Source organism: Pseudoalteromonas sp. SG41-1 (assembly GCF_014164575.1).
GTDB classification, from domain to species: domain Bacteria; phylum Pseudomonadota; class Gammaproteobacteria; order Enterobacterales; family Alteromonadaceae; genus Pseudoalteromonas; species Pseudoalteromonas rhizosphaerae.
The window spans coordinates 1-22,947 of record NZ_JACJFL010000019.1 but is presented as its reverse complement, the minus strand read 5'-3'; the positions used below and the strand labels follow the sequence as shown (position 1 = coordinate 22,947).

Sequence of the window (22,947 nt, the reverse complement as noted above, 5' to 3'; positions counted from 1 at the left end):
TCATGAGCTACGACTACAGTGCAACCCTTAACCCACAAAAAGCGCTGATATGGCGTATTGTGCATCGCAATAATATACCGTGGATTTTAGATAACGGCTTACATTGCGGCAATAGCTTTTGTGGCAATAGTCAGGTGCAATCACCTAACTGGGAAGCAATAGGTAGTTCAGAGTTGATACAAAAACGAGCAACTCATCCAGTACCTATTTCACCATTTGGTTCTTTAAATGACTATGTGCCGTTTTACTTTACCCCTTTCTCGCCAATGTTACTCAATATTAAGTCGGGCCGAGGTGTTGTACAGAGGGCTAACGAAGATATCGTTATTTTGGTATCATCGTTACACAAAGTTGAACAACTGAACTTAGATTTTGTCTATACAGACATGCATGCATACTATCAGTGGGCGAATTTTTACTCTGATTTAAATAACTTGGGAAAAATAGATTGGCCTATTTTACAAACACGAAATTTTGCTAGGGATCTAAATGATCCAGCTAAGTTTGAACGCTACCAAGCAGAAGCATTGATAAAGCAGCATTGTCCGATAAATGCTTTAGTCGGTATAGTTTGTTACAACACGCAAGTTGAACAACAATTAAAACAACATATTCAACAGCGCAATATGAATTTGGACGTTATTGTACGTCCGGGATGGTACTTCTAATGATCACTTATACACAAGGCAATTTACTCGAAGCAGATGTAGATGCACTCGTTAACACAGTTAATACTGTTGGGGTTATGGGTAAAGGCATTGCATTAATGTTCAAAGAGCGCTTTCCTAAAAACATGGCTGAGTATGCTAACGCTTGTAAAGCTAAACAAGTAAATACTGGCAAAATGTTTGTTACGCAAACAGGCGAATTAATGGGTCCTCAGTGGATTGTTAATTTCCCTACTAAGCAGCATTGGCGTGCAAAATCTAAAATGGAATGGATACAAGACGGTTTAATCGACCTTCGTCATTTTTTAGAAACCAATAATGTTAGCTCTATAGCCATACCGCCACTTGGCGCAGGACAAGGTGGATTGTCTTGGCCTGATGTTAAAGCGGAAATTGAAAAAACATTATCAGACATTGAAACCACTAATATTATTGTGTTTGAACCTACCAGCCAATATCAAAATGTGGCTAAAAAATCAGGCGTTAAAAAACTTACGCCAGCAAGAGCATTGGTTGCAGAGTTAGTGAGACGCTATTGGATTTTGGGCATGGAATGTAGTTTGTTAGAAATTCAAAAACTCGCTTGGTTTTTACAAAGAACTATCGAAAATACGGGCTTGAAAAACGAATTAAAACTTAAATTTGAAGCAAATTATTATGGCCCATATGCCAATAACTTAGAACATTTATTGAATGCGCTTGATGGTAGTTATTTAAAGTCAGACAAACGTATTCCCGATTGCGAGCCGTTAGATGTGATTTGGTTTAATGAATTAGAGAAGCAAAAAGTTTCAACGTACTTAAATACTGAAGCTAAAGAATATTTACCAGCATTAGAAGAAGCAACTGAAGTAATTAATGGCTTTGAATCTCCTTTTGGTCTCGAACTTTTATCTACAGTAGATTGGCTTGTTACTAAGCAAGGGTGTGATAGAACCGTTGAGTCGATTAAAGAAGGCATGGCCAATTGGCCTGCTGGTGCTAAATGGGCGCAGAGAAAACTCAATATATTTAATGATAAAGATATTGGGTTTGCTTTAACCAGCTTACAAAGGCTTTCTTAAGGTAACTTGATTATTGTTTAATTAACTAAAACCATAATACATCAAACTAATATAGAATATTTACTTTAGAAAATTAGACAATACAAATTTTAACGAAAACACTAGTGACAAGGATGATAAGGTTAACTATTAATGAGTGATAAGATACTAACAACTATTGATGAACTATTTGCAAAATATCAGTTTTCTATTCCTAATTATCAACGTTCATATGCATGGGAAGAAACTCAATTAGAACTGTTTGTTGAGGATTTACGTCATCAAATAAAAACTCAGGCCGTTGATGCCAAGAAACCATACTTTATTGGTACGCTGTTATTACACAATAAATATAGCCAATATTCATACCAAACTGTCGATATAGTAGATGGACAACAACGCTTAACAACAACTTTAATTTTTATTGCGACTGCGCTGAAAGAGTGCGCAGAAATTGAAGACTCTGATTTTATTAAATCTAACTATATTTATCATCCAGAGTTCGAACAAAAATTCAAAACAATAACTAAAGATAATAACTGCTTTAGATCTGCTATTTTAGGTATTGATAATTTTGATGAAGCACCAGACAGCCAATCTTCACAAAAACTCATTTTTGCTCGCGATTATTTTTGCAAACATGTAAAGCCTCATGAATGGTCAGCAATGATAAATCAACTTCGCGAGGCACAAGTTTTAGCTTATGTAATCGACGATTTATCTACTGCGACCCAAATTTTTGAGTTTCAAAATGACCGAGGAAAAAAACTAACTAACCTAGAGGCAGTTAAAAGTTTTTTGATGCACAACGTACATTTAAATTCAAAAAGCGCCTCTGAAAATAAACTAGAGTCGATTCATAGTAACTTTGAGTCTATTTTCCGTGATATTGAAGAACTTTCCACATACCCACGAACACCTGAGGAAGACAGTATACTCTCTTATTACTGTGCAGCTTTTATACCTTGGACTGATAACGAATATTTACAACCCAAAAAGTTAATTAAAAAACAAATTAATGCTTTAGAGCACAAAGGGTCTGAAGCTATTGTTAGTTGGATTAATAGCTTTATCTCGAACCTAAAACAAACCTATAAAAATGTGTTAAGTATATATAAAAGCATGGATGAGCTTGCTGAATTTACTCATTTAGTTATTTTAAATCGCCTTGCACCTTTTTGGCCTCTGCTGATAAAGACCTATCACGAGGATGATTCAAACGGTAAAGTGCAATTTAAAAATGCGTGTCTTTTAATGGAGAGGTTTAGCCTTAAAGCTTATGGACTAGCTAACTTACGCGCGAATGCGGGTAATTCTCACTTGCTTTGGATAGCAAAAAAATTCGACAACAGTGACCATAATTGGGGCTATGAATGGCTATTTGAAGAACTCTCCAATATGAGTAGTTGGTGGGATATCCCAAAACGTATGAAAAGCAATATACAAAGCCCTAATTTCTATAATAATAGTAAACAATCAGCATTATATATTTTATGGCGTTATGAGAACTATCTTCGCTCTGGTAAAAACAATCAAAATCAATGGTCAAAACTGTCATGGAGAGATATTGTTATACCTAAAAACAACGCAGAAAAACTGAGCCTTGAGCACATCGCGGCACAGAATAATGAATTATCAAAACATTTAGTTAGCTGGGATGTTGATGATGAAGCTGAATTTAAAGATATAGCTTTGCATAGGCTTGGGAATTTAGTTCTTGATAGTATTTCATCTAACTCATCGAAAAAAGATCATGCTTTTAATAAAAAATGGCAGAGACTTTCAGAGAGCTCAACCTATTTGAGCCAAGGTGAGCTAAAAAAGTTTATTTCGCCAGAAACTAATACATGGGATATATCAGCCATTAAAAATAGGCAAGGAAGCTTAACCATGTTTATTGAAGAGCAATGGGGCTAAATATCAAGTTAGATGTATTTGCTTGACCGTTGCTTGACTGGTTTGTCGAACAGTTCAATACAATACTAGTGCTATAAACTTAACGCTTTGAAAACAATATATTTAAAGCCAATAATTTGCTTGATTGAAAGATTTTATAAGGAAGTATTATGAGTAATGTTGGTCAATTAGAACGAAAAACCCAAAACCGAGCAGTAACATTTTTCAAAGAGCAGCTAAATTACGACTATTTAGGTGATTGGGAATACCGCGAAGGCAACAGCAACATTGAAACAGCATTACTTACTAAGTGGCTTAAAGCCCGTGGAACACCTGAAGCGCTTATTAAGCGTGCATTACGAAAATTAGACGCTGCCGCAGCCCTAGGCGAAGGTAAAAAGCTATTTGATGCTAATAAAGATGTATACCGACTACTGCGTTATGGCGTAAAAGAAAAAGAAGGCACGGGTCAGCAAAACCAAACGGTATGGCTGATTGACTGGCAAAACCCAGAAGCTAATCATTTTGCGATTGCTGAAGAGGTGACAGTAAAAGGCGACCAGCTCTCACCTAAAAGAAAGCGCCCTGATATTGTGATTTACGTTAACGGCATTGCGCTAGGCGTAATTGAATTAAAGCGCTCCTCGGTATCAGTAAGTGAAGGTATTCGTCAAAACTTAGATAACCAGAAAAAAGATTTTATTCGTAACTTTTTCACCACCATGCAACTGGTTATGGCGGGTAACGATACGCAAGGTATACGCTACGGTACAATTGAAACCTCTGAAAAATATTACTTAGAATGGAAAGAGCCAGATAGCGCACAAGGCTTACCAGCTGCGGGGGTAACAGCAGACACCTTACTAGATACTCATCTTGCTCAATTATGCGATAAACATCGGTTTTTGCAGCTTATACATGACTTTATTGTGTTTGATGCAGGCGTTAAAAAAACCTGTCGCCATAATCAGTTTTTTGGTATTCAAGCCGCTAAAAAACATGTAACAGCAAAGCAAGATGGTATTATTTGGCACACTCAAGGCTCAGGTAAAAGCCTCACTATGGTGTGGCTCGCTAAGTGGATACGCGAAAACATAACGGACTCACGAGTATTAATCGTGACGGATAGAACCGAATTAGATGAACAAATTGAGAAGGTGTTTTCTGGTGTTGATGAAGAGATATATCGTACCCAAAGTGGCCAAGATTTAGTTGCCACCTTAAACCAACCTAACCCTTGGCTATTTTGCTCATTAGTGCACAAATTTGGCCGCAATGGTGAAGCTCCCAGCGATAAAGACGATGAAGAAGCGACAAAAGATTATCTTGAAGCACTGACTAAAAACTTACCCAATGACTTTGCTGCTAAAGGCAACTTATTTGTGTTTGTGGATGAGTGTCATAGAACGCAGTCGGGTAAGTTACACGAAGCAATGAAAGCGCTTTTACCTGAGGCTATGTTTGTTGGATTTACTGGTACACCATTAATGAAAAAGGACAAGAAAAAGTCTTTAGAGGTATTTGGCCCATACATTCACACCTATAAGTTTGATGAAGCTGTAAATGATGGTGTAGTACTTGACTTAAGGTATGAAGCTAGAGATATAGATCAGCATTTAACCTCTGATAAAAAAGTAGACCAGTGGTTTGCTGCAAAAACAAAAGGGCTTTCAAACCTAGCCAAAATGCAGCTCAAACAAAAATGGGGCACCATGCAAAAGGTGCTTTCGAGTAAATCTCGCTTAGAGCAAATTGTTAGTGACATTTTGATGGATATGGAGATCAAACCTGCACTTATGACCGGCAGAGGTAATGCCATGTTGGTTTGCGCAAGTGTGCACCAAGCCTGCGTTGTTTATGACTTATTTAGTAAAACGGATCTTGCTGGCAAATGCGCTGTTGTGACAAGTTATCAGCCTTCTGCAAGTAGTATTAAAGGTGAAGAATCAGGTGAAGGTTTAACTCAAAAATTATTTAAGTACGACACCTACCGAAAAATGCTGGCGAACTATTTTGAGCAACCCGAACATGAAGCTGCAAAACGCGTAGAAGAGTTTGAAAAAACAGTTAAAAAGCGCTTTATTGATGAACCTGGTCAAATGCGGTTACTTATTGTGGTAGATAAGCTATTGACCGGTTTTGATGCTCCTTCTGCTACCTATTTATATATTGATAAAAAGATGGCTGACCACAATCTGTTTCAAGCAATTTGTCGTGTAAATAGGCTTGACGGTGAAGATAAAGACTATGGTTATATTATCGATTATAAAGATTTATTTCGCTCATTAGATAAAGCGATTAAAGATTTCACCGCTGAAGCTTTTGATGGTTACGATGAAGAAGATGTCGCTGGTTTATTAAAAGATCGCCTCAAAGAATCTAAATCTGATTTAGACAATGCATTAGAAGCTGTTAGAGCTTTATGTGAACCAGTAAAAGCACCAAGAAATACTAAAGACTTTATTCATTACTTTTGTGGTGAATCAGGAGTTGAACCAACAGATGAAAACGAACGCAATGAAAAAGAAGCACTACGTTTAACCCTTTATCAAACCGTTGCCAAACTTATACGTGCGTACGCCAATGTTGCAAATGAGATGGATCAAGCTGGTTATTCACTGACTGAAGCTGAAAAAATAAAAAAAGAAGTCGCTTATTTTGAGAAAGTTCGTGACGAAGTAAAACTAGCCAGTGGCGACTTACTCGAAATGAAACGCTTTGAGCCTGCAATGCGACATTTACTCGATATGTATATTCGTGCTGATGACAGCGAAATACTCATGGATTTTGAGGAACTTGGCTTAATAGATTTAGTGGTAAATAATAACGGCGCAGGACTTGATTCATTACCTGAAGGCATTAGAAATAATGAAGAGTCGATGGCGGAAGCGATTGAAAATAACGTTAGAAAAACCATTGTTGATGAAAATCCTGTAAACCCTAAGTACTTTGAAAGCATGGCTACATTACTTGACGCTATTATTGCGCAGCGCAGAGAGCAAGCTATAAGCTACCAAGACTACCTAGAACAAATTAAAGCTTTAGCTAAAAAAGTTGTGAACCCTACAGGCAATAATGCCCATAACTATCCTGCTTCAGTAGATAGCCCTGCCAAACAGGCTATTTACGATAATTTTGGCAATGATGAAGTACTTACAAGTAAAATTGATACCGCAGTGCGCTACACAAAAAAAGCTGAGTGGCTTGGCGATAGGTTTAAAGAGCGTGAGATTGTTAATGCAATTAGGCAAGAGACAGCAAGTTATGAAGTCGATATCAATGAAGTTATGGAGCTTGTAAAAGCCCAAAAGGAATATCATTAGTGAATAAGGCTAATACTGAGGTAATACAAGTTGGCGGTATTGATATTGAAATTAACCGACGAGACATTAAGAACATCCATTTAAGCGTTTTACCGCCCAATGGCAAAGTTAGATTATCGGTACCTAATAAAACAAGTGAGCAATCCATTCGGCTTGCTATTGTTAACAAACTTGCTTGGATTAAAAAACAACAAGTTGACTTTGCAAAGCAAGAACGACAGTCAATCCGTGAAATGGTCAATGGTGAGTGTCATTATCTTTGGGGAAAAAAATACCGGCTAGCAATAAAAAAGCCTGAGGGTAAATTTACCGTTACCGCGAAAGGTAGCGGTCAGTTAGAGTTAAAAGTGAATGAGAATACATCACCCGATAATTGCCTCAAGTTATTAAACCGTTTTTATCGTGATGAAATGCAACGATCAATTGAAAAGTTACTGCCTTCATGGCAAAAAAAGCTTGGCGTAAAAGCGGATTCACTTAATATCAAAAAAATGAAAACCAAATGGGGCAGCTGTAATATTCAAGCAAAGCGGGTTTGGCTCAACCTTGAACTTGCTAAAAAGCCAGCTGAATGTTTAGAGTATATTTTAGTACATGAGCTAATCCACTTACTTGAACGACACCACAATGAACGTTTTAAAGCATTGATGGATAAGCATATGCATAACTGGCGCGAGCGCCGAGACTTACTAAACAGCTTGCCTTTAGCTTACGAGGATTGGCAATACTGATAAACATAAGAGAGTTATTTTGAAGCTTGAAATAACCACATTTCATAAAAACTAAAAACGAGAGACATTGCCTCTCGTTTTAAAATCACGCTCGTTGAATAACAAAAAAATACTAAACTAACCCATCAACCTCACATACTTCTCCGCCAGTTTATCTATACTTTCACTATGATTCGGATCGGGCTTTATACAATCAATGGGGCATACACTCACGCAGGTGGGTTTGTCGTAATGGCCTACGCATTCGGTGCACTTTGCAGGGTCGATTTGGTAGATTTTAGCGCCCATATAAATGGCTTCGTTAGGGCACTCTGGATCGCACATGTCGCAGTTAATGCATTTGCTGTTTATTAGTAATGCCATGATTTACCTGTTAAACAGCTTGTTTGAAAGGATTGCGGGTGTCTTGGTTTTCATCCAAGTTGCGCATAAGTATGGCGTGCTCTAAATCGATAGTATCAGGCAGTGGAATTTTTACTATGTGGCCTGAACCTTTAGCATCGGTAATACTTTCGCCCTTTTTGTTTTCCATGCATTCAAGGGTAAAGCTAATATTACCTTTAGGGGTCATCAGCTCTAATGAATGACCCACACAGAATTTGTTTTTAACATCAATCTCAACTAAACCAGTGGCATTTCGCCCTAATACTTCGCCAACAAATTGTTGCTTGGTAGAAACTGAATGGCCGTATTCGTAGTTTTGATAATCTTGATGGGCGTGGCGCTTTAAAAAGCCTTCGGTGTAACCGCGATGGGCTAGGTTTTCTAATGTTTTAAATAAATCAGCGTCGAATGGTTTTCCTGCTGCGGCATCGTCGATTGCTTTACGATAAACCTGTGCTGTACGCGCAACATAATAAAACGATTTAGTACGGCCTTCTATTTTTAAGCTATGCACGCCCATTTTTGTAAGCTGCTCTACGTATTGCACGGCGCGTAAATCCTTTGAGTTCATGATATAAGTGCCGTGCTCGTCTTCAAAAGCGGGCATATATTCACCTGGGCGGCCTTGCTCTTCAAGCATAACAATATCGTTACTTGGTGCGCCGTCGCCAAGAGTAGGAATAATCTGCTGAGGATCAAATTTATGTACCATTTCACCGGTTTCGTTTTCAACACCCGGTTTTACATCGTATTCCCAGCGGCATGCATTGGTACAGGTGCCTTGATTTGGATCGCGTTTATTAATATAACCTGACAACAAACAACGGCCAGAATACGCCATGCATAATGCGCCATGTACAAATACTTCTAGCTCTGTTTCTGGGCAAAGCGTGCGAATTTCACTTATTTCTTCAAGTGATAGCTCGCGGGACAAAATCACCCGTTCAATACCTTGCTTCGCCCAAAACTGTACGCTTGCGTAGTTAACTGCGTTTGCTTGTACTGATAAATGAATAGCCATATCAGGCCATTTTTCACGTACTAGCATGATTAAACCCGGATCTGACATGATCAGCGCATCTGGCCCCATAGCAATTACCGGTTCAATATCGCGTAAATACGATTTCACTTTGGCATTGTGCGGGGCAATGTTTGATACTACATAAAACTTTTTATTCAGCGCATGCGCTTCATCAATGCCTATTTTTAACGTTTCCAGATCAAATTCATTATTACGCACTCGCAAGCTATAACGAGGTTGCCCGGCATACACCGCATCAGCCCCATAAGCAAAGGCATAACGCATGTTTTTTAAACTGCCTGCTGGTGACAATAACTCTGGGATAAATGGTTTAGTTGAAAAAAACTCTGAGGTATTAGTGGCTGACGGCATGTGCGCTCCATACATCGAACCGAGTACAAGTCGGTTGCATGAATAGTTAGGGTAAATAAAGCGCGCAAGTATAAGGATTACGATTAACCGCAACCTTGATCAAGATCATAAAAGACTGTAATCAACTAGCAGGATCCTTCTGCTCGTTAAATCAATTTTTACTCCCGAGCTGGTTTGCAAACTGACTAACAGCATCAACGACTTGTTGCGCACCTTTTTTAATTTTGCTCATTACAATGCCAGACTCGTTGGACAGCTCTAAGCCTTGTTGTGCTTTAACTTTGCCTTGTTCAATAACCGCCACTGTTGATTGCGTTAAACTTTGATTTTGTTGTACCACATCAACAATCTCTTCGGTTGCTTTACTGGTTCTTGAAGCTAATTGGCGAACTTCATCGGCAACTACTGCAAAACCACGGCCTTGATCGCCCGCTCGGGCGGCTTCAATCGCGGCATTAAGCGCTAATAGATTCGTTTGGTCGGCAATGCTACTAATACTTTGTACTATATTTGCTATAACCTGAGACTGCTTATCTAGTGCTGAAATCTCTTTGCCGGCTTGCTCCATTTGAACGGCTAATTCATTCATAACTTGTACTGTTTGTTGTACTACTTGCGCACCTTGATCGGCGATATTGTCGGTCTCTGTTGATGTGCTATGGGCAATACTTGCAGCAGCTGCAATAGCCTGCTCTCTTTCTACCTGTTCGGTGATCACAGTGGCAAATTTAACTATTTTATAAAGCTCATTCGCCTCATTAAAAATAGGATTATAAGACGCTTCTAACCATACAGTATTGCCATATTTATCAATGCGTTTAAAACGACTTGCGATGTATTCGCCCTTGCGTAATCGCTTCCAAAACGCATCATATCCGGCTGAATTGGCTTCATCCGACTCACAAAAAATACGGTGATGTTGACCGACTACTTCTCGCTCAGAATACCCCATACCTTTTAAAAAGTTATCGTTTGCTCTTAATACGATTGCATTGGTGTCAAATTCAATCACAGCTGTAGAGCGGTGCAGTGCTTTAATTAAATCTTGATTTTCACGGGAAGTTTCTATGGTTCGTGTTAACAAAGTGCAGTGCAAAGTAAGATGAATAAACTGCCCATGCTGATCGGTTATTGGGTGTAAAATGCTCCGCAACCAATCGCGTTTTCCACCTTGGCGTGTAAATTGAATTGCCCCAGCCCAATGTTTACAGTCCTTTATCGCTTTTTTAAATGAGTTAAAATCAGGATTTTGTCTGGCATTTTCAGGTATAAAATTAAGTACACTTTGCTCCAATAACTGTCTATCTGAGTAGTTAAATTCGCGTTCAAAATTAGTGTTCTGTCTGATCACATGGCCCTGTTTATCGAGCTCTAGAACAAGCATTTCGCTCTCTAGACTTTGCTTTACCTGCTCGCCAATAGCAAGCATGCCTTCTAATTCGGCAATTTTATTTTTAAAAGATTGGTTAAAAAACATATGTTACCCTAGTTATTTAGTGTGCACGGTATACATTTTTAGCCAGAAAACGTATCTAATAAAATGAAAACGACTAAACAATATAAAAAAAGTGTAGCTTAAAGCTAGTATACTATTGTACGTAATATAACTATTTATAGCTCAAAAAGAGTTAAAATATTTCTTTTTCTGTGATGGATAAGAATTTTTTACCTAAAAAGAAAATGAAAATACCAATTCCACTAAGATAAACTTAAATATAATCAAAATAATGAAAACATTGCTCATCAATTCTTCCGTCACAAAGGCGGGGCATGACTGCTGATTATTCAGCTTTTAGTTGTTTTAAAAAAGTATATCTGGCAGCAACAAAGCGAGCCTAAGTGAATAGTTAAAGTGGTTACTTTTTACATTTTTGTAATCTTTGCCTAGATACTTTTTCGTTAGAACAATATGTCGACCACTTCATTCTACAAACTGTAGATAATCCAGTAAGGTAGATGGGAGCACATGTTAATTAGCTGCAATGGCATTTAAACCTTGCAGCCAATCGTTCTTACAAGCTATCACCAAAGAGTTACTTAGAAAGTAACACCTCAGGTGTTTGTAATAAAAATTGCTTGCCATTATCTAAGCTTATTTCGATATAAAACACATGGCTGCTTTCAAATTCAGGCGCTGTATTGAGCGTAAAATTAAAGTATCTTTGCATCATAACGGGTAGTAACTCTTGCACTTTTGCAACTGTAATAGCTTCTTGGCTGTTCTCAATATTAAATTCAATGACACTAAACACATCATTTAAACTGCTGCCAGATGTTAAATCAGCACTAAAGTCAGCGGACGAATAAATATTAAGCTTGGTTAATTTATTATTAGCCGGAATAACAACAGGCAAAGTTACGCAATTTTCAGCATAAGTTTTGCCTTCATCAAGTTCGTTACCGTCGCTGTAAACATTGGCTCCTGAAGCTTCAAATGATAAGTCAACTTTATCATAAGAAATTAAAGTATTCGCTTGGTACTCACCACCATTAACCGCTAGTTCAATCTTATTTATATCAATTGCAATAGCTGTAGGCGGGCACTCTAATACAGCCTCGTTGTCTGAACCACACGCTGTAATAAAATTGGCTAACAGCACAATCACAAATAACTTTTTCATTATTATTTCCTTTTTAGATATTCAATTTTCTAATTACAACTCAAATGTATGAAACAATTACGACACAGTAATAATTTCCTGCTAATAAAGCCCTGTTTCCTATACTCGGCCCACGGTTATTTAAATATCGCACAATTGTCATCAAGCTAGTTTTTAATAAAACTAGGCATTGCCTACTAAAACGCGTATAATTCGCGCCCGTTAATATTCACACTTTTACTTAAAAATTATTGGAGCATAAAGATGGCTTTAGAGCGTACTTTCTCAATCGTAAAACCTGATGCAGTTGCTAAAAACCACATCGGCGCTATCTACAACCGTTTCGAAACTGCTGGCCTTAAAATCGTTGCAGCTAAAATGGTTCACCTTTCACAAGAGAAAGCGGAAGGTTTCTACGCAGAACACAGCGAGCGTCCTTTCTTTGGTGCTTTAGTATCTTTCATGACATCTGGTCCAGTAATGGTTACAGTTCTTGAAGGCGAAAACGCTGTTCTTAAAAACCGCGAAATCATGGGTGCTACTAACCCTGCTGAAGCACTAGCTGGTACTTTACGTGCTGACTACGCTGATAGCATCGACGAAAATGCTGTTCACGGTTCAGACGCTGTTGAATCTGCTGCTCGCGAAATCGCGTACTTCTTCGCAGACGAAGAGCTTTGCCCACGTACTCGTTAATTCGAACGCGCTAAGCAAAAGTAAAAAGGGCTTTCGAGCCCTTTTTTAGTCATTAGTTAAAGTATTAATTATCTAATTTATGATGTTTTACTTAATGATTAAAGTGAGTGGATTGTGTACAATTCGCCTTTGTAAATTTTTATCACCACCGTCACTGATTAAGGTTGTTTCATGACCACTGAGCAAAAAAAGATTAACTTATTAGATTTAAACCGAGATGCAATGCGCGAGTTATTTGTATCGTTCGGTGAAAAGCCATTCCGTGGCGATCAGGTGATGAAATGGATTTATCATTTTGGCGTTGATAACTTTGACGAAATGAGCAACGTTAACAAAAAGCTGAAAGAAAAACTAAAAGCAGAATGTGAAATTGTCGCGCCTGAAATCACCGTACGCCAACAAGCCAGTGACGGTACAATCAAGTACGCGCTGATACTTGAAGGCGGCCAAGAAGTTGAAGCCGTGTGGATCCCAGAAAAAGAACGTGCCACCTTGTGTGTATCATCGCAAGTTGGTTGTGCGCTTGAATGTACATTTTGCTCAACAGCGCAGCAAGGGTTTAACCGTAACTTAAAAGTATCTGAAATTATCGGCCAAGTTTGGCGTGTGGCCAAAGACATAGGCCTTGATGGCAACAGTGAAAAGCGTCCGGTCACCAACGTCGTTATGATGGGCATGGGCGAGCCATTGCTTAATCTTAAAAACGTAGTTCCGGCAATGGAATTAATGATGGACGATTGGGGTTTTGGTTTATCTAAACGCCGCGTTACTTTAAGTACCTCTGGTGTGGTGCCTGCACTTGACTTATTGAAAGAAAAAATCGACGTTGCATTGGCTATTTCTCTACACGCACCTGATAACGCATTACGTGATATCTTAGTGCCAATCAATAAAAAATACCCAATTGAAGAGTTTTTAGCGGCGTGTCGTCGTTACATTGATGGCTCTAAAGCCAATAAAGATGTGACCATTGAGTATGTGATGCTAAATGGTATTAACGACAGCACAGATCAAGCCCATGAATTAGTTAAAACACTCAAAGGCACACCATCTAAAGTGAACCTTATCCCGTTTAACCCATTCCCGGGTAACGAATATACACGCTCTAGCAACAGCCGTATTGACCGCTTTTCAAAAGTGCTACAAGCAGCAGGTATTACCTGTATTGTTCGTCGTACTCGCGGTGATGATATTGATGCGGCCTGCGGCCAGTTAGTTGGTGATGTAGTTGACCGTACAAAACGTTTAGCGAAAAAGAAAATGCGCGACGATAATGCGATTGCGGTTAATATCCACCAAGCATAATCTGTTGTCGTGAATCAAAAGCCCTTAGCGCTGCTTTATTTTTAAATAAATGATGCAAGATAAGGGCTTTTCGGTAATATAGGTGCATGGACAATAATAAAGAGAAGAAGTAATGCGATCTTTACTTGCTTTAACTATCAGTGCACTCGCTTTAACTGGGTGTGTAACTGAAAATAGTTATGATGGCAATGACAAACCAGTCGTTGAAAATAAAATCAATAATACCGGCGCAGCACGTACCCGAATAGCCTTAGCATTAGAATATTTAAGCACTGGTAATAGCTCGCAAGCAAAGTATAACCTCGAACGCGCCGCGTCTTTCTCTCCTGATCTTCCTGAAGTCCATTATTCATTTGCTTATTATTACCAACAAGTCGGCGAAAACGTACAAGCCGATAAAGCCTATCAAAAAGCAATAAAAATTGATCCCAATGATCCTAATACCCGAAATAACTACGGGGTATTTTTATGCGGTATTGACGAGTACGACCGCGCCACAGAACAACTACTCAAAGCCATTGCCATCCCAAGTTATATACGAGTAGCAGAAAGTTATGAAAATTTAGCTCTGTGCGCCATTGAGTTTGATGATTTTGATAACGCTGAAAAATATTTCAAATCGGCCATTAATCACAGTTCAATGCGTGCCTCATCACTGATCAGTTTAGCCGCTTTGTATTACGCTAAAAGTGATTTACATAGAGCAAAAGAAATACTTGAGCGTTATGAGAATAGTGGTCAAGTATCGTCTCGCTCATTGCTATTAAGCTATTTAGTTGAGCAGCGTATGGGCCACATTGAAAAAGCCGAAACCACTGCGGCTATGATATTGCAAACCTACCCAACCTCAAGTGAAGCGGGGATCATTCGCGAGCAAAAAATCAAACGTAGTGAGTTTGAAATACTGCGCTCGCAATACCGCCAAGCAAAATTAGATGAGCTACAAGCAAATAGCCCTGCGGGAGAGGTGATCTCGGCACCCAAAATACGCATTGTAAAAAAGAAAAAAGCGCCAGCAACTAGTACGTCGGCGCAAAGTATCACAACGCCAACAATGGCCGTTAAAAATAACAATGCAAGCAGCAATGAATTAACTGCCGCGTTGCTAACCTCACCGGTTGCGCCAACGCAAAGCACCGCATCACAAAGTAGCCAGCAAAGCCAAGCAACAGTATCAACAGCTGTCGATACGAGTGGTATTTTGGCGGCTTTAAGTACCACAGCAATAACAACGCCAGTGCAAACAAACGTTGATACTACCGCTGTACAGATCAGTGCTCCAGCAAACAATAATGATCCTGCCGCAGTAATGTCTGCTCTGGTGGTCGCACAAACACCAAACAATCCAGCTGTAACTTCAACTCAAGCGACGGACATTGCATCATTAGCCTCTGAGGAGGCAGTTGCTAAAGCATTAGCAATACCAACTGTGCATTTAGCAACAGCGCCCACAGCGACTGCCGCAACGCCTCCCCAAACGCTTGCTCGCAGCAACAAAGCACAAGATGGTGTAAAAATTGTTTCTTTTGGTGCGCCCACTGATAGCCAAGCCGTTGCAAATAACAGCCAGGCTTCAACCCCAAGCCAAGCACAATTTAGTGATCAATTAACGGATGAAGAAAAGGTGGTTTTTTACCAGCCAAAACGCAACGCCGCCGTCTTCGCAGAGTCAGGATATAGCTCTACACCTGAAATCCGTTTTCAAGATCCGCAACAAAATACTCACGCACCGTTGCTAAATTCGCGGATCCCACAATTAACGACGCCTTACCATGTTTTGCAAGATGGTGAAAACCTATTTAGCATTTCAGTACGATACAATGTTAAACTACAGAAATTACTCCAATGGAATGGTCTGAAAGAATCTGATCGGGTGGTCAATGGGACGAAAATTTATCTCAACGATCCCAACATTTATTACGAAATTAACGTCGGTGATACTTTGTATAGTATTGCCACCAAGCGTCGCTTGTTAATTGATCAGTTAATGCGATGGAATAAATTAAGCCCGGATGTTGCACTTAAACCTGGGCATAGACTGTTACTAGTGGACCCTGAATCATACTCATTATGAATGATGAAAATACGGAATCAACAACGCTCACTCTTGGCCAAACTTTAAAAAGTAGCCGCGAGCAAGCGAATGTCAGCTTAGAAGAGTTGGCAAAAAATTTAAAATTATCGGTGTTGCAATTACAACGTCTTGAGAATGACGAACACCAATTAATCGGCCCTGCTACCTTTGTTAAAGGTTATGCAAAAAGTTATTGTCGCGCCTTTAATTTAGATACTGCGGCCGTTTTAGCGCTGTTCCCTGAACCTCAGGAAACCGTTAAAAAAACCAACATGCAAAGCTTTTCTAGACGAACAGAAAAAGAAGCCCATGATAGTCGGTTGATGCTGGTGAGTTACGTTATTCTGGCAATTGTTATTGGTTCATCCGCATTATGGTGGTGGCAAAATTCAACCCCTCTTGACGAACAAGTTGTAACGCAATCTTTAAATAGCTTTGCCGAAGAGACAGTTGCAGTCGCACAGGCAGAGCCTGACGTGGCGTCAATCAGCCAGCTAGAACAAGCTGGCCCTGATGAATCGATTGATGACCCCACTGCGGCGCAAATTATGGAGCAACAAGCCGATACCACCGAACTAGACGTTGTCCCGAGCGAAGCGTCAAGCGAGCCACAAAATGATGGCCTTGGCACCATAGTTATGCATTTCAATGAAGAAAGTTGGGTTGAAATTCATGACGGCAAAGGTGATAAAGTGGCATTTGGTGTTAAAAAAGCGGGTTATGATATGACTGTATCAGGTCATCTGCCTTTTTCTATCGTGCTTGGTAAGCATCAAGCTGTTGATATCACTCTTGACGGTGAAAAGATTGATATTTCCAGTTTCCCAAAAAATCGTTTAGCTAAATTTAATTTACCGTTAACAGAGTAGTCACTATGTTTTCAGAATCTCCTATTAAACGCAGAAAATCTACCCGCATCAATGTGGGTAACGTACCGATCGGTGATGGCGCCCCTATTGCAGTGCAATCAATGACCAACACCGATACCATGGATGTTGATGCAACTGTTGCACAAATTCAAGCTATTCAAGATGCCGGCGCCGATATAGTGCGTGTTTCCGTGCCGACTATGGACGCCGCCGAAGCATTTAGAAGCATAAAAGAACAAGTCACCATTCCACTGGTTGCAGATATTCACTTTGATTATCGTATTGCTTTGCAAGTAGCAAAGTATGGTGTTGATTGTTTACGTATTAATCCTGGCAACATTGGCAGTGAAGAGCGTATTCGCGCGGTAGTCGATGCTGCCCGTGAGCACAACATTCCAATTCGTATTGGTGTTAATGGCGGCTCATTAGAGCGTGATTTACAAGAAAAGTACGGCGAACCAACGCCTGAAGCGTTACTTGAATCAGCTATGCGCCATGTGAATATTTTGCGCCGTTTAGATTTTGATCAATTTAAAATATCAGTAAAAGCTTCTGATGTGTTTTTAGCTGTAGGAGCATATCGCTTACTTGCTAAAGAAATCGACCAACCTCTGCACTTAGGGATCACAGAAGCAGGCGGTATGCGTTCAGGCTCAGTGAAATCAGCTGTAGGCTTAGGTATGTTACTTGCCGAAGGTATCGGCGATACGCTGCGAGTATCGTTGGCGGCTGATCCAGTGCAAGAGATCAAAGTCGGTTTTGATATTTTAAAATCACTGCGCATTCGCTCTCGCGGGATTAACTTTATTGCCTGTCCGAGCTGTTCACGTCAAGAGTTTGATGTGGTTAGTACCATGAACCAACTTGAAGAGCGTTTGGAAGATATCATCGAACCGGTATCAGTATCGGTTATTGGTTGTGTGGTCAATGGCCCTGGCGAAGCGTTAGTGAGTGATATTGGTTTAGCTGGTGCAAATCGCCGCTCGGGCCTTTATATTAATGGCGAACGTCAAAAAGCCCGAATTGATAACAACAATATTGTTGATCAACTCGAAGGCTATGTACGCGACTTTATCGCACAAAAAGAAAAACAGACCCCTATCGACATTAAAATCGTCGAATAAATACAATATAGTCGGCAAACAAAGCCGTTTGCCGTTTACCTTTATAGCTAGAACGCTATAATGACGGGTCAATTTTTAGCATTCTTGTTGTGTAGTCATCTTTTATTACGCAAAAAACAGTTTTTAGGATTTAGCAGTGGCAAAACAAATTCAGGCAATACGTGGAATGAACGATTGTCTGCCGGGCGATACCCAAGTTTGGCAGAAAGTAGAAAACATCTTACGCGAGACAGTAGCATCGTTCGGTTATCAAGAAATTCGTTTTCCAATTGTAGAATCAACCGATCTTTTTAAACGCTCAATTGGTGAAGTCACCGATATCGTTGAAAAAGAAATGTACACCTTCGCCGACAATAATGGCGACAGCTTAACACTTCGTCCTGAAGGTACCGCTGTATGTGTACGTGCTGGTAATCAAAACGGCTTACTGTATAACCAAGAGCAACGCCTTTGGTATATGGGCCCAATGTTTCGTCATGAACGTCCGCAAAAAGGTCGCTATCGTCAGTTTCACCAATTTGGTTTAGAAACCTTTGGTATTGCCAGCGCTGATATTGACGCTGAAGTGATTTTACTGACGGCACAATTATGGCAACAATTTGGCATCAGCGAACATGTTCGTTTAGAGCTTAATTCTTTAGGTTCAAACGAAGCTCGTGCGCAATACCGTGATGCACTTGTGGCATATCTTGAGCAACATATTGATGCACTAGACGAAGACTCAAAACGTCGTATGTACAGCAACCCACTGCGCGTGCTAGATAGCAAAAACCCTGATGTACAAGCGGTTTTAGTTGATGCACCAAAACTGTCTGAACACTTAGATGCTGAATCAAAAGAACATTTTGAAAATTTATGTGAACGTTTAGACGCCGCAGGCGTCATATACACGGTTAATGAAAAGTTAGTCCGTGGCCTTGATTACTATAACCGCACTGTTTTTGAGTGGGTTACAGATAGCCTCGGCTCACAAGGTACTGTATGTGCAGGTGGCCGTTATGATGGCTTAGTTGAGCAATTAGGTGGCAAAGCAACGCCAGCTGTGGGCTTTGCTATGGGTCTGGAACGTTTAGTGTTAATGTTACAAGCATTGGAATGTGTTGGTGACATTCGTCGCAACGCTGATGTATATTTGGCAGCGATGGGCGACAAAGCCAGCATTCAAGCCCCTATTATCGCAGCTAAATTACGTGCTGAAGTACCTGGCTTACGTATCATGGTCCATGCCGGTGGCGGTAACTTTAAGAAACAACTTAAACGCGCAGATAAAAGCGATGCACTCGTTGCACTGATTATCGGCGAAGATGAATTAGAACAAGGCGTAGTGACAGTTAAGTATTTACGTGAGCGTAAAGAACAGGTCACCTTAGAATTAGAACAAATTAAAACGCTTTTAGCTGAGCTAATAAACAGCTAAAAAAGACGAGGTAGTAATGGATATTTATTCAACAGAAGAACAACAAGCTGAAGCGATCAAACGTTTTTTTCGTGAAAATGGTGTATCACTGGCGCTAGGTGTAGTGCTTGGTTTAGGTGGCCTGTATGGCTGGAAAGCATATAACCAAAATCAAATTACAACTGCTGAAAGTGCCTCTGATGCATATACTCAGCTGGTTGAAGGTGGTGAAGTATTAGGTTCGGCAGATACATTTATCGCAGAGCACAAAGATACTAACTACAGCGCACTTGCAGCCTTTGTTGCTGCTAAAGAAGCCGTAGAAAAAGGTCAACTTGATGTAGCCAGTGAAAAGCTCAGCTGGATAATGAATAATGTTACCAATGCAGATTTAAAAGCAACGGCGACCACCCGTTTAGCTCGCGTGCAAATAGCACAGCAGCAATACGACCAAGCTTTAACAACGCTTAACGCTAAACTTGCAGATTCATTCACTGCAACAGTCGCTGAGCTTAAAGGTGATATATACACAGCTCAAGGCGATGCAAATCAAGCTCGCAGTGCTTATCAGACTGCTGCAGATGCAGGTGGTCTGGAGAATAACCCATTATTGCAAATCAAACTTGATGACTTAGCAGTAACTAGCCCAACGGCGTAAGGGGTTACCATGAAAAAATTAACAGCGGCAACCATAGCGCTATGTATGGCAACCTTAGTCGGTTGTTCATCAAGCGATGACGAAGACGAACTGGTATTGCCTGAAATCGTTAATCAGTTTCAAACCAAAGTAATTTGGCAAGAAAGCATTGGTGACGGTGTTGAACATTACTTTTCTCGGCTAACACCGGCGGTATATAAAGACCGTGTTTTTGTAGCAAGCCGCGCTGGTAAAGTCGAAGCGCTATCGCTTGAAAACGGTAATACTCTTTGGGAGACTGATGTTCGCGAAAATTTGACCTTTTGGCCATGGCAAAGCGACATTAGTGCAAAATTATCCGGTGGTATTTTACAAGCTTATGGTAAAATTTTTATCGGCTCTGAGCATGGTTATTTAGTTGCCCTTGACCGTGAAACGGGTGATGTTGTTTGGCGTAAAAAAGTACCCGGTGAAGTGTTATCAAAACCAGCTGCCGGTGATGGCCTTATATATGTTAACCTAGGCTCAGGTAAATTATTAGCCCTTCACCCAGATACCGGTGAAGAGCGTTGGAGCCATGAGCAAGAAGTACCCGCATTAACACTACGCGGACAAAGCTCTCCGACCGTTGCTAACGGCGGTGTATTAGTTGGCCTTGAAACAGGCAAGTTAAGTGTACTTATCTCTGATAGTGGTTACTCTGCGTGGAGTGCTGAAATTGCTACAGCAAAAGGCGCATCAGAATTCGAACGTTTAGTCGATGTTGATACACAACCTCTGATCAGTGGTCCTTATGCGTATGCTATTGCCTATAATGGTAACTTAGCAGCTGTAGATATTCGCTCTGGTAATGTTGTCTGGAAACGCGAATACAGCAGTTACCGTGAAATTGCCATGGATACCCAAACTATTTACGTAGTAGATAGTAATGGTGTTGTTTATGGATTAGATAAAACCTCTGGCATTGAACGCTGGAGTCAGCCAGCCCTTCGTGGTTGGTACTTAACAGGGCCTGCGGTAGCAGGAAATTACTTAGCCATGGGTGACCAAGAAGGTAATCTACATTGGCTGAATAAAGAATCAGGCGAACTTGTATCGCGTGAAGACTTCGACAGTTCAGGCTTTTTTATTGAGCCAATTGTTGCTGACGACAAACTGATTTTATACACCCGAGATGGTGAAGTTAGTGCGGTAAAAATACCGGACTAATTTGCTAAATAACTATAAGTTATTAATAGTTAATTTATTTTTTTAAGGCTTCGCTATGCGAAGCCTTTTGTTGTTTTTTTAAGAGGTAGTTTATGCTTCCCGTGATCGCTCTAGTTGGGCGACCCAATGTGGGCAAATCCACATTATTTAACCGTTTAACACGTACGCGTGATGCACTCGTTGCCGATTTTCCAGGCTTAACGCGAGATCGAAAATATGGCCAAGCTAATTACGATGGCTATGAATTTATCGTGGTAGACACGGGCGGTATTGATGGCTCTGAAGAAGGCATCGAAATCGAAATGGCTGATCAATCGCTACTGGCGATTGAAGAAGCCGACATCGTATTATTCTTAGTTGATGCACGCGTAGGTATGACAGTAGCTGATCAAGCTATTGCCAACCATTTACGTAAACAAGAAAAGAAAAGCTTTGTTGTTGCCAATAAAACTGATGGTATTGATGCTGACTCAAATTGTGCTGAGTTTTACCAATTGTCACTGGGTGAAGTACATCATATTGCAGCCGCTCATGGCCGTGGTATTACCTTGTTACTTGAACACACCTTACAGCCTTTGCTTGCAGAGCTGAGTGCACAAAATGATGATGGTAAAGGCGATGACGACGAGTTAATCGATTTATATTCTGAAGATGATGAAGATTCTACAGCGCATGAAGCATTTGCAGATAAGCCAGTAAAACTCGCTATTATCGGTCGTCCTAACGTAGGTAAGTCAACACTGACTAACCGTATATTAGGTGAAGAACGCGTTATTGTTTATGATATGCCGGGCACAACCCGCGATTCTATTTATATTCCAATGACCCGTAACGAAAAAGAATACGTGTTGATCGACACCGCTGGTGTACGTAAACGCAAAAAAGTCAGTGATGTGGTTGAGAAATTCTCAGTGATCAAAACCCTCCAAGCAATCGAAGATTGTAACGTGGTGCTATTGGTTGTAGATGCCCGAGCTGGCATTTCGGATCAAGATTTAAGTTTACTTGGTTTTGCCTTAAATTCTGGCCGCTCACTGGTTATTGCTGTGAATAAATGGGATGGCCTTGATGATTACGTGAAAGATCGTATTAAATCGGAGCTTGACCGTCGCTTAGGCTTTATTGACTTTGCACGCTTACACTTTATCTCAGCTTTACATGGTACAGGTGTTGGTCATTTGTTTGAGTCAATTGACGAAGCTTATGAATCAGCAACTAAACGTATTAGCACTGCTATGCTGCGCCGCATCATGGATATGGCACAAGCTGATCACCAGCCGCCATTGGTTCGTGGTCGCCGCGTTAAGCTTAAATACGCGCACGCGGGTGGTTATAACCCACCACGTATCGTAATTCACGGTAACCAAGTACATGATTTACCAGATAGCTATAAACGCTACTTAATGAATTACTATCGTAAAGCATTAAAAATTATGGGCACGCCTATCAAAATCGAGTTTAGAGAAGGTGATAACCCATTTGCAGGACGTACTAATAAAGTGACTCTTTCGCAAAAACGTAAGATCCGCGCATTTAGTAAAGAAAACCGCAATAAATGATATAGCTGTAAGCTGTAAGCTGTAAGCTGTAAGCTGTAAG

The 22,947-nt window shown here is 40.2% G+C and carries 18 protein-coding genes; 14 read left to right on the top strand and 4 right to left on the bottom strand.

Annotation, left to right across the window (positions count from 1 at the left end):
• Positions 1 to 2 precede the first annotated feature (2 nt).
• The 5 genes from H5203_RS12160 to H5203_RS12140 all read left to right on the top strand — a co-directional run bounded on the left by H5203_RS12160 (position 3) and on the right by H5203_RS12140 (position 7,661).
• Positions 3 to 668, top strand: coding sequence for a DUF4433 domain-containing protein (locus tag H5203_RS12160; RefSeq protein ID WP_182819802.1), 666 nt, complete (start codon positions 3 to 5; stop codon positions 666 to 668).
• Positions 668 to 1,732: a macro domain-containing protein gene (locus tag H5203_RS12155; protein ID WP_145242103.1), complete on the top strand. Its 1,065-nt coding sequence runs from the start codon at positions 668 to 670 to the stop codon at positions 1,730 to 1,732. Before H5203_RS12160 ends, H5203_RS12155 begins: the two co-directional genes overlap by 1 nt.
• 132 nt (positions 1,733 to 1,864) lie before the next feature.
• On the top strand, positions 1,865 to 3,628 hold the full coding sequence (locus tag H5203_RS12150; RefSeq protein WP_182819801.1) for a DUF262 domain-containing protein: 1,764 nt from the start codon (positions 1,865 to 1,867) through the stop codon (positions 3,626 to 3,628).
• A 149-nt stretch (positions 3,629 to 3,777) separates the two neighbouring features.
• Positions 3,778 to 6,930, top strand: a complete 3,153-nt coding sequence (locus tag H5203_RS12145) for a type I restriction endonuclease subunit R (protein WP_182819800.1) — start codon at positions 3,778 to 3,780, stop codon at positions 6,928 to 6,930.
• Complete coding sequence (locus H5203_RS12140) at positions 6,930 to 7,661, top strand: M48 family metallopeptidase (protein WP_182819799.1); 732 nt, start codon at positions 6,930 to 6,932, stop codon at positions 7,659 to 7,661. The genes H5203_RS12145 and H5203_RS12140 overlap by 1 nt, the downstream gene beginning before the upstream one ends.
• 117 nt (positions 7,662 to 7,778) lie before the next feature.
• Here the strand turns inward: H5203_RS12140 and H5203_RS12135 are convergent, their stop codons facing one another.
• The 4 genes from H5203_RS12135 to H5203_RS12120 form a co-directional block, all read right to left on the bottom strand.
• Positions 7,779 to 8,024, bottom strand: coding sequence for a YfhL family 4Fe-4S dicluster ferredoxin (locus H5203_RS12135; protein WP_182819797.1), 246 nt, complete (start codon positions 8,022 to 8,024; stop codon positions 7,779 to 7,781).
• A 10-nt stretch (positions 8,025 to 8,034) separates the two neighbouring features.
• Positions 8,035 to 9,438: a tRNA 5-hydroxyuridine modification protein YegQ gene (gene yegQ, locus H5203_RS12130; RefSeq protein WP_182732105.1), complete on the bottom strand. Its 1,404-nt coding sequence runs from the start codon at positions 9,436 to 9,438 to the stop codon at positions 8,035 to 8,037.
• Between the two features lie 151 nt (positions 9,439 to 9,589).
• Positions 9,590 to 10,915: a PAS domain-containing methyl-accepting chemotaxis protein gene (locus tag H5203_RS12125; protein ID WP_182819795.1), complete on the bottom strand. Its 1,326-nt coding sequence runs from the start codon at positions 10,913 to 10,915 to the stop codon at positions 9,590 to 9,592.
• Positions 10,916 to 11,471: 556 nt separating this feature from the next.
• On the bottom strand, positions 11,472 to 12,059 hold the full coding sequence (locus H5203_RS12120) for a hypothetical protein (RefSeq protein WP_145239686.1): 588 nt from the start codon (positions 12,057 to 12,059) through the stop codon (positions 11,472 to 11,474).
• Between the two features lie 243 nt (positions 12,060 to 12,302).
• Between H5203_RS12120 and ndk the strand changes: the two genes are divergently transcribed.
• The 9 genes from ndk (at position 12,303) to der (ending at position 22,907) form a co-directional block, all read left to right on the top strand.
• Positions 12,303 to 12,734, top strand: coding sequence for a nucleoside-diphosphate kinase (ndk, locus tag H5203_RS12115; RefSeq protein WP_008111339.1), 432 nt, complete (start codon positions 12,303 to 12,305; stop codon positions 12,732 to 12,734).
• Between the two features lie 171 nt (positions 12,735 to 12,905).
• On the top strand, positions 12,906 to 14,039 hold the full coding sequence (locus H5203_RS12110) for a bifunctional tRNA (adenosine(37)-C2)-methyltransferase TrmG/ribosomal RNA large subunit methyltransferase RlmN (protein ID WP_145239689.1): 1,134 nt from the start codon (positions 12,906 to 12,908) through the stop codon (positions 14,037 to 14,039).
• Between the two features lie 112 nt (positions 14,040 to 14,151).
• Entirely contained in the window at positions 14,152 to 16,113 is a 1,962-nt protein-coding gene (gene pilW, locus H5203_RS12105; protein ID WP_182819793.1) for a type IV pilus biogenesis/stability protein PilW, read from the top strand.
• Positions 16,110 to 16,982, top strand: a complete 873-nt coding sequence (locus tag H5203_RS12100) for a RodZ domain-containing protein (protein ID WP_145239694.1) — start codon at positions 16,110 to 16,112, stop codon at positions 16,980 to 16,982. The genes pilW and H5203_RS12100 overlap by 4 nt, the downstream gene beginning before the upstream one ends.
• 5 nt (positions 16,983 to 16,987) lie before the next feature.
• Complete coding sequence (gene ispG / locus H5203_RS12095) at positions 16,988 to 18,106, top strand: flavodoxin-dependent (E)-4-hydroxy-3-methylbut-2-enyl-diphosphate synthase (protein ID WP_145239699.1); 1,119 nt, start codon at positions 16,988 to 16,990, stop codon at positions 18,104 to 18,106.
• A 136-nt stretch (positions 18,107 to 18,242) separates the two neighbouring features.
• Positions 18,243 to 19,523, top strand: a complete 1,281-nt coding sequence (hisS, locus tag H5203_RS12090) for a histidine--tRNA ligase (protein ID WP_145239702.1) — start codon at positions 18,243 to 18,245, stop codon at positions 19,521 to 19,523.
• 16 nt (positions 19,524 to 19,539) lie between these two features.
• On the top strand, positions 19,540 to 20,160 hold the full coding sequence (locus H5203_RS12085; RefSeq protein ID WP_182819792.1) for a tetratricopeptide repeat protein: 621 nt from the start codon (positions 19,540 to 19,542) through the stop codon (positions 20,158 to 20,160).
• A 9-nt stretch (positions 20,161 to 20,169) separates the two neighbouring features.
• Positions 20,170 to 21,348, top strand: a complete 1,179-nt coding sequence (gene bamB, locus H5203_RS12080) for an outer membrane protein assembly factor BamB (RefSeq protein ID WP_145239707.1) — start codon at positions 20,170 to 20,172, stop codon at positions 21,346 to 21,348.
• A 92-nt stretch (positions 21,349 to 21,440) separates the two neighbouring features.
• Positions 21,441 to 22,907 (top strand): ribosome biogenesis GTPase Der, encoded by a 1,467-nt coding sequence (gene der / locus H5203_RS12075; protein ID WP_145239710.1) that lies wholly within the window; start codon positions 21,441 to 21,443, stop codon positions 22,905 to 22,907.
• The last annotated feature ends 40 nt before the right edge of the window (positions 22,908 to 22,947 follow it).